The sequence below is a fragment of the Azoarcus sp. TTM-91 genome, from assembly GCF_012911025.1.
GTDB lineage: Bacteria > Pseudomonadota > Gammaproteobacteria > Burkholderiales > Rhodocyclaceae > Azoarcus.
On sequence record NZ_WUEI01000140.1, the window covers coordinates 1 to 10,536 of the forward strand.

General features: G+C 70.2%; 6 protein-coding genes. 1 reads left to right on the forward strand and 5 read right to left on the reverse strand.

Annotated features, from left to right (window positions below; all coding sequences use genetic code 11):
- Positions 1-157: 157 nt before the first annotated feature.
- Entirely contained in the window at positions 158-1,033 is an 876-nt protein-coding gene (locus GRF61_RS21650; protein WP_248281387.1) for a MaoC family dehydratase N-terminal domain-containing protein, read from the reverse strand.
- 106 nt (positions 1,034-1,139) lie between these two features.
- Here GRF61_RS21650 and GRF61_RS21655 point away from each other — a divergent pair, with 106 nt between their 5' ends.
- Positions 1,140-2,021: a LysR substrate-binding domain-containing protein gene (locus GRF61_RS21655; protein ID WP_169152698.1), complete on the forward strand. Its 882-nt coding sequence runs from the start codon at positions 1,140-1,142 to the stop codon at positions 2,019-2,021.
- A 123-nt stretch (positions 2,022-2,144) separates the two neighbouring features.
- Here GRF61_RS21655 and GRF61_RS21660 read toward each other — a convergent pair whose 3' ends face one another.
- The 4 genes from GRF61_RS21660 to GRF61_RS21675 all read right to left on the reverse strand — a co-directional run bounded on the left by GRF61_RS21660 (position 2,145) and on the right by GRF61_RS21675 (position 10,365).
- The gene (locus GRF61_RS21660) at positions 2,145-3,602 is read right to left on the reverse strand and encodes a sodium:solute symporter family protein (RefSeq protein WP_169152699.1); all 1,458 of its coding nucleotides are present in this window, start codon (positions 3,600-3,602) and stop codon (positions 2,145-2,147) included.
- Positions 3,603-4,335: 733 nt separating this feature from the next.
- Entirely contained in the window at positions 4,336-6,471 is a 2,136-nt protein-coding gene (rocD, locus tag GRF61_RS25115) for an ornithine--oxo-acid transaminase (protein ID WP_169152700.1), read from the reverse strand.
- 164 nt (positions 6,472-6,635) lie between these two features.
- A complete protein-coding gene (ubiB, locus tag GRF61_RS21670) occupies positions 6,636-8,165 on the reverse strand; it encodes a ubiquinone biosynthesis regulatory protein kinase UbiB (RefSeq protein ID WP_169152701.1) in 1,530 nt (509 codons plus the stop codon).
- 112 nt (positions 8,166-8,277) lie between these two features.
- Positions 8,278-10,365 carry a TonB-dependent receptor gene (locus tag GRF61_RS21675; RefSeq protein WP_169152702.1) on the reverse strand — a complete coding sequence of 696 codons (2,088 nt, stop codon included), beginning with the start codon at positions 10,363-10,365 and terminating at the stop codon, positions 8,278-8,280.
- Positions 10,366-10,536 lie beyond the last annotated feature (171 nt).

The window sequence follows — 10,536 nt, forward strand, 5'->3', positions numbered from 1 at the left end:
GTTGGGGAGAGGGGGTGCCCCGCAAGGGGCGTTAGCGGCAATACAAGCCCACTCCCCCTCTCCCTCAGCCCCTCTCCCGCGAACGAAGAGGTGAGTAAAACCTCGTCAGCCATATGGCATGCAGGGCGGGATGGCGATACCTCCATCCCGCCCACCCTCAGGCCAGCGTCGCTGTCGCATCCATCGTCAGCCAGCCCTCGGCATCGCTTGCCCACAGCCGCACCGTTCTGCCATCCGCTGCTGGCTCGCCGTGGACGAAGAAAGGCGCGGTGTCGAAAGTCGGCCGCAGCGCGCGGAACCGGAAGCCGGACAGGCGCGCGCCGGGCTGTTCCCGTTGCAGCAGGTCCAGCAGCAGGGTGGCGATCAGCGGGCCGTGCACCACCAGGCCGGGATAGCCCTCCACTCCGGTGACGTAGCGGCGGTCGTAGTGGATGCGGTGACCATTGAAGGTCAGCGCGGAGTAGCGGAACAGCAGCACGTCGTCCGGCGTGATGCGGCGCTGCCAGGGGCCCTGGGGCGCGGGCGTGGGGGCGAGGGCCGGCGCGTCCGGCCGTGGCGCTTCGCGGTAGACGATGTCGTGCTCCTCCACCAGCCGTGGCGCGCCGTTGGCGGAAATCTCGTGGCGCACGGTGATGAAGGCCAGCGCGCCGCTGCGGCCGTGCTTGAGGTCGATAGCGGTGATGGTGGAGCGCTTGCGGATGCGCTCGCCAACGCGCAAGGGCTCGACGAAGTCGAAGCGGCCGCCTGCCCACATGCGCCGTGGCAGCGGCACCGGCGGCAGGAAGCCGCCCTTGCGCGCGTGGCCATCCTCGCCCAGCGCGGAGTGGGCGTGCAGCGGCAGGAAGTAGAGCCAGTGCCACAGCGGCGGCAGCGGCTCGCCGGGGCCGCACTTGCCGGCATAGGGCGCCTCCAGGGTGGCTTTCAGCGCGCGCGGCGGGAAGGCGGTCACCTCGTCTTCGGTTTCTTCCTCCCGTCCCAGCCACTGGCGCAGGTGGGCTTCGTCCAGCGCGGCGTCCATGTCCTCGTCGTGCATCTCGTCTTCCTCAGGGGGAGAACCTGCAGCTTAGGCCAGCGGCGGCCGGCTGTTGATCGGCGATTTTTCGCGCTAGCCTTCGCGCTTTGCGAAGGGAGGCCGCCCCATGCACTTCGATCTCGCCGACCTGAAGGTCTTCGTCGCTGCCGCCGAACAGGGCTCGCTCACTGCCGCTGGCCGCCACTGTCACCTCGCGCTGGCGGCGGTGAGCAAGCGCATCGCCCGGCTGGAGGCGCAGACCGGCAGCGCGCTGTTCACGCGCGGCAAGCAGGGTGTGGCGACCACGCCGGCGGGGGCGGTCTTCCTGCGCCACGCCCGCGCCTGGCTCTACGACATCCAGGTGCTGAACGCCGAGCTGCAGGAGCATGCGCGCGGCTTCCGCGGCCTGGTGCGGCTGGCGGCCAACACCAACGCCATGCAGGGTTTCCTGCCGGAGTGCATAGGCGAGTACCTGGCGCGCAACCGCCAGGTGGACGTGCGCATCGAGGAGGGGCTGTCGGTGGAGGTGCTGCGGCGGGTGGCGGAGGGCCGCGCCGACATCGGCATCTACGCCGCCACGCTGGAGGCGCCGCGGCTGGAGCTGTTCCCCTTCCGCAACGACAGGCTGGTGGCGGTGATGGCTGCCGACCACGCCCATGCCGGCGCGGCGGAAATCCGCTTCGAGCAGTTGCTGGACGAGGATTTCGTCGGCCTGGACGGCGAGGCTGCCATCCAGGCTTTCCTGGAAGAGAAGGCCAGCGCGCTGGGCCGCCGCCTGCAGCTGCGGGTGGGTAGCCGCAGCTTCGACGCGGTGTGCCGCTTCGCCCAGTGCGGCGTGGGCGTGGCGGTGGTGCCGCGCTCGGCGGCGCAGCGCTTCGGCGAACCTGGCCGGCTGGCGGTGGTGCCGCTGGCGGACGACTGGGCGGAGCGCCGGCTGCAGATCGCGGTGCGTTCCTATGAGGCGCTGCCGGCCTATGCCCGCCAGCTGGTGGATGCGCTGCGCGGCTGAGCCGGCTGGTTCGTCACGCCCTGAAAGCGCACCGCCCGGCGCGGGAGCCCCGGCCGGGCGGTGAAGGCTTGTGGCGCGCCTTTCGGCGGCGCGCCCTCCGGGGGTGCGGCAGGCTGGCCGCCCTCAGCGCGACTCCTGGCGGCCCAGATCCAGGTGGGCGCTGTGGCCATGGCTCTGGCGCACCAGCGTCTGCGGCAGCAGCGAGCCAGCCAGCATGCCGACGATGCCGGCCAGCATGCCGGCGAAATGCGGGGGAATATCCGCCTCCGGTGCCACGGTTTCCAGCCCCAGCCACACCACCAGGCCGAACAGGATGGAGGCCAGCGCCCCCTGGGTGCTGGCGCGCTTCCAGTACAGGCCGAAGGCCAGCGGCACGAAGGCGGTGGCCAGCGTCACCTTGTAGGCGTTCTCCACCATGGCGTGGATGCTCTCGTCGGTGCGCATCGCGTACCAGGTCACCAGCACCGCGAACACCACCACCACCACCCGTGTCATCCAGAGGAACTGGCGGTCGTTCATGCCGCGGAAGGTGCTGCGCAGGATGTTCTCGGAGAAGGTCACCGAGGGCGCCAGCAGCGTGCCGGAGGCGGTGCTCATGATGGCCGACAGCAGCGCGCCAAAGAACATCACCTGGGCGAACAGCGGGGTGTGCTGCAGGATGAGCTGCGGCAGGATCTGCTGGCTGTCGCTTTCCTGGTAGTGGGCCACCAGCGCCGGGTCGATCAGCGTGGCCGAGTAGGCGATGAACAGCGGGATGAAGGCGAACAGGAAGTAGCCGGAGCCGCCCAGCAGGGTGCCGCGCACCGCGGTCTTCTCGTCGCGGGCGGAGTTGATGCGCTGGAACACGTCCTGCTGCGGGATGGAGCCGAAGCCCATGGTGAGGATGCCGGCGGCGAAGGCGATGACGTCCTTCGGGTCCAGCGCCGGCAGGAAGTTGAGCTTGCCGGCCTCGTTGGCATGGGCCACCACGGTGCCGACGCCGCCGGCCATGTCGCCCACCACCCAGGCGATGTAGGCCAGGCCGATGATGATGATGGTCATCTGCAGGAAGTCGGTCAGCGCCACCGACCACATGCCGCCGAACAGGGTGTAGAGCAGCACCACGCCGGCGCCGATCAGCATGCCGGCCTCGCTGGAGATGGCGCCGTCGGAGAGGATGTTGAACACCAGGCCGAGGGCGGTGATCTGCGCCGACACCCAGCCGAGGTAGGAGATGACGATGGCGATGGAGCACAGCAGTTCCACCGTGCGGCCGTAGCGGGTGCGGTAGTAGTCGCCCAGCGTCAGCAGGTTCATGCGGTACAGCGGGCGGGCGAAGAACAGGCCCACCAGGATCAGGCACAGCGAGGCGCCGAAGGGGTCGGACCACAGCCCGCGCAGGCCTTCGTCGATGAAGGTGGCGGAGATGCCCAGCACCGTCTCGGAGCCGAACCAGGTGGCGAACACCGTGGCGGTGACGATGTACAGCGGCAGGTGGCGGCCGGCGGCCACGTAGTCGGTGGAGTTCTTGACCCGGGTCGCGGCATACAGGCCGATGCCGATGGAGACCAGGAGATAGAGGATCACGAAGGCGATCAGCATGGAGGGCGCTTTCCGCTAAGCCGGGTTGCAAAAAGGGCGGCCTCCGCCCGGGAGGCCGCCCGAAATCCAGTCGCGGAGGGAAGACGGGGTATGTGGGGCCGCCGTCCTTGCCCGGCGCAGCGATGCTGCGCGGCCGCAAGGCCGGAATATAACGTTGGTGGGGGCGGGGGAAAAGCGTTTTTCACCAGATCGTGAAAATCGCTGGCCGCCAGTGCCGGCGCGGGTTTGCGGCTGGTGCCGGCACCGCTTTGGTGCGACGGACTTTCAAGGGCCGGCAGGCTGGGTCCAGGGTGAAAGCGGTGTCAGCCTGTCGAAGGTAGTGGCTCAGCCGGGTGCAAGGGCGGCGGCCTTGTGCTCATCGAGCCGGCAAGCAGATGCCTGGGCACAGGCTGGTCCGACATGAGCGGGTTCTGAGCGAAGCCGGGCGACTCGGGCGGATGGTTTCCGCTGGCGGGCCAAGGCGGGGGCGCTCCGGCAATCAAACAGGAGATGTCGCTCGCGCCTCTCTATTCTCTTGTTAACACGGCAGCTGCAAACCAGGCAATTGAATACACGACAGCCATTCGGGTTGAGTCTGCCAACGCCCGTTCCCCGCAATGCCCTTCGACAGGCTCAGCCCGGACGGCGGCTGGGGATCCAATTGCTTGCAGGTTCAATGATGGAGGTCGTGCCGCTTGCCGTGCTGCGGCGGCGCGGGCCGCGGGCGTTCCCGCGGCCCCGACAGCGGCGCCCCTCAGTTCGTCGCCAGGGCCGGTGCTTCCAGCTCCAGCACCTCCTTCAGCACTTCGGTGGTCCAGTCCAGTTCGGCTTGCTGCACCACCAGCGGCGGAGCGAAGCGCAGCACCCGGTGGTGGGTGTCCTTGGTGAGCACGCCGCGGGCCAGCAGCAGCTCGGCGGCGGTGAGGGCGGGCGGCGCGTGGTCGGCCAGTTCGATGCCGATGAACAGGCCGCGGCCGCGGATCTCCTTCACCAGCGGACTGCGCAGCCGGCGCAGGCTGTCCAGCCAGCGGTTGCCGAGCTGGGCGGCATGGGCGATCAGGTTTTCCTCCTCCAGCAGGTCCAGTACCGCCAACGCCACCGCGGCGCCCAGCGGGTTGCCGCCGAAGGTGGAGCCGTGGTCGCCGGGGTTCAGCACCTGCATCACCCGCTCGTCGGCGAGGAAGGCGGACACCGGCAGCAGGCCGCCGCCCAGCGCCTTGCCGAGGATGACGCCGTCCGGCCGCACGCCGTCGTGGTCGCAGGCGAGCAGGCGGCCGCTGCGGCCCAGGCCGGTCTGTACCTCGTCGGCGATCAGCAGCACGTCGTGGCGGCGGCACAGCTCGGCGCAGCGGGCGAGGTAGCCCGGCGGCGGCAGCACGATGCCGCCCTCGCCCTGGATCGGCTCGACCAGGAAGGCGGCGGTGTGGGGCGTGATCGCCCGTTCCAGCGCATCCGCGTCGCCGTACGGCACCCGCTTCAGGCCGGGCGGGAAGGGACCGAAGCCGTCGCGGTACTGCGGCTCGGAGGAGAGGCCGACGATGGTGGTGCTGCGGCCGTGGAAGTTGTTGTCGCAGGCGATGATCTCGGCCATGTCGTCCGGTACGCCCTTGATGCGGTAGGCCCATTTGCGTGCGACCTTGATCGCCGTTTCCACCGCCTCGGCGCCGGTGTTCATCGGCAGCGCGCGCTCGTAGCCGAACAGCACGCACAGCCGCTCTAGCAGCAGCGGCAGGCGGTCGTTGGAGTAGGCGCGGGAGGTGAGGCTGAGGCGCTGCGCCTGGTCGGTGAGGGCGCGCAGCAGGCGCGGGTGGGCGTGGCCGAAGCTGACCGCCGAGTAGGCGCTCATCATGTCCAGGTAGCGGCGGCCTTCCACGTCCCACAGCCACACGCCTTCGCCGCGGTGGAACACCACCGGCAGCGGCGCGTAGTTGCGGGCGCCGAAGTTGCGCTCCTTGGCGCGCAGCCAGTAGGTGGCGGGGCCGAGGGCGGCGGCGGCGAACTCGGCGGTCCAGCGCGCGCTGCTGCCATCGGTGTCCAGCTGCGGGCTGTACTCGACGATTTCCAGGCCGACGAAGTCGCCGCAGCTGCGCAGGGTGAGCAGGGCATCCGCCAGGGCCTGCGGGGCGATGCCGTCGGCGGTGGGGCAGGTGACCGCCGGCACCGCGAGCGGGTCCAGGGCGTCGAGGTCGATGCTGACGCCGAAGCCGCCTTCCTCGCCCGGCTTGCCGCGGGCAATGCGCAGCGCCTCGGCGAACAGGGTGCCGAAGCCGCGGCGGCGCACATCGGCCATGTCGAAGATGCGCACGCCCAGGCGGGTGAGGCGCTCGTATTCCTCGCTCTCCCAGTCGCGCGCGCCGATGATGCAGATGCGCGCCGGGTCCAGCAGCGGGCCGGGTACGTCCACCAGCGCCGGCGGGCCTTCGCCGATCAGCGCGGCCAGCGGCATGCCGTGGATGTTGCCGGAGTGGGTGCTGGTTTCGGTGTGGCTGTCGAGGTGGGCGTCCACCCAGACAAGGCCGGGGGCATGGCCCTGGCGGCGGGCGATGCCGCGCCAGGTGCCGACGGCGATGGCGTGGTCGCCACCGATGATCAGCGGGAAGGTGTCCGGTTCCAGGGCGGCGATGCGGTCGGCCAGGCGGACCATGAACTCGCCGTTGGCGGCCAGGCGTTCGGCCATGGCGGCGCTGGGCGGCGGTACCAGCCGCGGCTTCAAGGTCTCCACCCATTCGGCGGCGATGCCGGCTTCGGCGAGGCGCTGCAGGAAGGGCGTGGCGCGCAGCGCCTCCGGTCCGGCGGCGGTGCCGGGCAGCGGGGTGCCCAGGGCGGAGGCGGCGCCGATAATGCGCAGCCTGGCGTGGGGGCCCGGCGGAAGCGGGATGGGAATGGTCATGGCTGGCCTCCCTGTGCGCCGCGGTTGCGGCGGATGAACGGTGCGGTCGCGCGGCCTTCGTGGGGTGCGCTTGCCGGTTCGATCCGGGGGGCTGGCAAACGTTCAGGCGCGTGGTCGCGCCTGCGGAAGACCCTGATGCGCGGCTCGCGCTGGCCCGGCAGGGCTCAGCCGAACAGGCGGTGCAGTTCCAGCGCCAGCAGCGCGGCGGCGAGCAGCCCGACGAGGGCCAGCAGCCGGCCGTGGCGGCGCTGGCGGGCGTAGAGGCGGTCGAACTGGCGGTTCTGCTCGGCTTGCAGGCGGGTGGATTCGGCCAGGGCGTGGTGCACCAGACGCGGCAGTTGCGGCAGGGTGTTGGCCCAGCCGGGGGCTTCTTCCTTGACGCCGCGCACCAGCGCGCGCCAGCCCATCTGCTCGTGCATCCAGCGTTCGAGGAAGGGCTTGGCGGTTTTCCACAGGTCCAGCTCCGGATCGAGCTGGCGGCCCAGGCCCTCGATGTTGAGCAGGGTCTTCTGCAGCAGCACCAGCTGCGGCTGCACTTCCATTTCGAAGCGGCGTGCGGTCTGGAACAGGCGCAGCAGGGTCTTGCCGAAGGAGATGTCCTTCAGCGGCTTGTCGAAGATGGGCTCGCAGACGGTGCGGATGGCGGCTTCGAATTCATCCACCCGGGTCTTGGCCGGCACCCAGCCGGCCTCGATGTGGGCCATTGCCACCCGCTTGTAGTCGCGCTTGAAGAAGGCGAGGAAGTTCTGCGCGAGGTAGTTCTTGTCCACCTCGTTGAGGGTGCCCATGATGCCGAAGTCCAGCGCGATGTAGCGGCCGTCGGCATGGACGAAGATGTTGCCCGGGTGCATGTCGGCATGGAAGAAGCCGTCGCGGAACACCTGGGTGAAGAAGATCTCGACGCCGGCGCGGGACAGCGCGCTGAGGTCGGTGCCCTGGGCGGTGAGGGCGGCGATCTGCGACACCGGCAGGCCGCGCATGCGCTCCATCACCATCACCTCGCGGCCGCACCAGTCCCAGTACACCTCCGGCACCAGCAGCAGCGAGGAGTCCTTGAAGTTGCGCCGCAGCTGGGAACAGTTGGCGGCCTCGCGCATCAGGTCCAGCTCGTCGCGCAGGTACTTGCTGAACTCGGCGACGACCTCGCGCGGCTTCAGCCGCCGGCTCTCCGGCCACAGCTTTTCCAGCACCATGGCGGCGACGTCCATCAGCGCCAGGTCGTTGACGATGACGCGGTTTATGCCGGGGCGGAGGATCTTCACCGCCACCTCGGTGCCGTCCGGCAGTTCTGCGAAGTGCACCTGGGCCACCGAGGCGGAGGCCACCGGCGTGCGTTCGAAGTTGCGGAACACCATGTCCACCGGCCGGCCGTAGAAGCCTTCCAGCACCGCCAGCGCCTGGGCGGTGGGGAAGGGCGGCACGCGGTCCTGCAGCAGGGCGAGCTCGTCGGCGAGGTCCGGCGGCAGCAGGTCGCGCCGGGTGGACAGCATCTGGCCGAACTTGACGAAGATGGGGCCCAGCGATTCCAGCGCCAGCCGCAGCCGCACCGCGCGCGGCTGGTCGAAGCGGCGCCAGAAGAACACCAGCGTCCACAGCCTGCCCAGCCGCCCGCTCGCATCCACGTCCAGCAGCATGCGGTCCAGCCCGAAGCGCAGGCTGACGGAGGCGATCTTGGCGAGGCGGAAAAGGCGCACGGACGGGGGGCGGGGGAAGGCGAAGCCGGGACTTTAGCTGGAAAGGGTGCGCCGGGGAAAGTCGGGTGCGGAGCCCGCCGGCCGGGCCTCGCACCCGGCCGGCGCACCGCGTTCAGAAGGACAGGCGCACGCCCGCGGTGAGGTTGCGGCCGGCCAGCGGCGCGGCGTCCTTGATGAAGGAGGTATGGCTGTAGGCCTTCTGGTCGGTGAGGTTGTTGGCCTTCAGGTAGAGCTGCACCGGGAAGCGCTCGTAGCGGGTCTGGTAGCTCACGCCCAGGTTGACCATGGTGTAGCCGGGCGTGCTGCTCTCGTACTCGGCGACCTTGTCCTGCTTGCCGACGCGATAGACCTCGGCCTCGCCGCGCAGGACGTTCCAGTTGCCGTCCAGGCGCAGGCCGACGCGGTGGGCCGGGATGCGCGGCAGGTCGCGGTCGCCATCGCCGGAGGCGAGGCGGGCGCGCACATAGTCGCCGAACAGGGTCAGGCCGTAGGTGCGATCCAGCTGTTGGCGCACCTGGCCTTCGATGCCGGTGAACACCGCGTCGCGCTGGGCGTACTCGATGAGTTGCAGGCCTTCCACCTCGTCCAGGGTGTTGGCGAAGATGTAGTCCGACACCCGGTTGTGATAGGCGCTGACCGAGAAGGTGGTGTCGCCGCCCTGCTTGCGCAGGGTGATGTCCACGTTGTGCGAGGTTTCCGCCTTCAGGTCCTGGTTGCCGCGCTCGTAGGTGCGGGTGGCCATGTGCAGGCCGTCGGCGTACAGCTCTTCGGCGGTGGGCAGGCGCTGGGCGCGCGACAGGCTGAGGCCGAGCGAATACTGCGGGGCGAAGCTCCACACCGCGCCCAGGGAAACGGAGCTGCCGGTGTGGCTGCGGTCGCGCTGGGTGGAGTCGACATCGATGTCCTGCCATTCCTGGCGCAGGCCGGCTTCCACGCGGACGTCGCCGAAGCGGCGTTCCTCGATGAGGAAGAGGGCGTTCTTGCGCGTCAGCGTCGGCGCGACGTAGGACTCCTCGCCCTGGGCGCTGAAGTCGCGGCGCGAGGCCTGCACGCCGATCACGCCGCGCCAGCCGGCCAGCGGCTCGTGTTCCAGCTCGAAGCGGCCGTCCTGGGCCTTGTTCTTGAAGCGGGTGGCGACGGCGCCGTCCTCGATCTCGTCGTGCTGGTAGTCGGTATGGCCGGCGCGCACGCGCAGGCGGGCGAAGCCGGGCAGCGGTTCCAGCAGCTCGCCGCGCATCTCCCAGCGCTCGCTGCGCAGCTTGACGTAGGGAACGCCGCCTTCTTCATGGTCATGATCGTGGTCGTCGTCATCATCGTCGTCGTGGTCGCCGCAGTGCAGCTCGTCGCCGTGGGTGTGGCAGCCCTCCAGTTCGTGGGAGTGGCCGGGCAGGCCGTACTCGTTGCGCTGGCTGGTGTAGGCCAGGCCGAGGTAGCCGCGGTCGCCTATCCAGGACAGGCCGACGCTGCCGGTCTCGGTCTCGTTGTAGCTGCCATCCACCCGGCCGCCGCCGGACCAGCCGTGGCCGACGGCGTAGTCGCGCGCATCCCGCTTCAGGCCTTCAGCGTGGATGGCGAAGTTGCCGCTGCCGCCGGTGATGGCGAAGGCGCCGGCGCCTTCCTTGGCGGCGGTGTTGCCGCGCAGTTCCACGCTGCCCTCGATGCCGTTCTGCGGCACTTCGGTGGGAATCTTGTCGTCCAGCACATTGACCACGCCGCCGATGGCGCCGCCGCCGTAAGCCAGCGCGGAGGGGCCGCGCAGCACCTCGATCTGGCGGCTGAGCAGGGGTTCCAGCGCGACCGCGTGGTCCGGGCTGACGGTGGAGGCATCCATGATCTCGCTGCCGTCGGACAGGATCTTCACCCGCGGGCCGTCCATGCCGCGGATCACCGGGCGGCTGGCGCCGGCGCCGAAGTGGCTGGCGGCGATGCCGGGTTCGCGCTCCAGCGTTTCGCCCAGGGAGGCTTCGCGGCGGCGCAGGAGTTCATCGCCTTCCAGCACGCTCACCGGCGTGCTCATGTCGTCGCTGCCCAGCGACAGCGCGCTGGCGGAGACGGTGACCGGCGCCAGCGTGATGCCGGTTTCGCCCTCGGCGGGGGCGGTGGCGGGTTCGGCGGCACTGGCAGTGGCGGCATGGAAGGCCGCCGGGCTGGAGAAGGCCAGCAGGAGTGCGAGGGCGAGAGGGCGAGGCTGAGCGGACATCTGAATTCCTTGTTGATTCTGTTCGCGCTGCAGGCCGGCATGCCGGTGAAACCGGCGTGCCGGGTGGTCGCAAGGCGAGTCTGCGCGCGGCGGCCAGCGTGGCTTTTCCAGGCATGGCGCAGCGGGGTGCCGCCGGGGGCGCGGACGCGCGTCGGCGGTATGGGCGTGACG

What these genes read in the sequence shown, in the direction of transcription:
- rocD (WP_169152700.1), bottom strand. Translation starts at nt 6,471, where the DNA reads ATGACCATTCCCATCCCGCTTCCGCCGGGCCCCCACGCCAGGCTGCGC.
- GRF61_RS21655 (WP_169152698.1), top strand. Translation starts at nt 1,140, where the DNA reads ATGCACTTCGATCTCGCCGACCTGAAGGTCTTCGTCGCTGCCGCCGAA.
- GRF61_RS21675 (WP_169152702.1), bottom strand. Translation starts at nt 10,365, where the DNA reads ATGTCCGCTCAGCCTCGCCCTCTCGCCCTCGCACTCCTGCTGGCCTTC.
- GRF61_RS21650 (WP_248281387.1), bottom strand. Translation starts at nt 1,033, where the DNA reads ATGCACGACGAGGACATGGACGCCGCGCTGGACGAAGCCCACCTGCGC.
- GRF61_RS21660 (WP_169152699.1), bottom strand. Translation starts at nt 3,602, where the DNA reads ATGCTGATCGCCTTCGTGATCCTCTATCTCCTGGTCTCCATCGGCATC.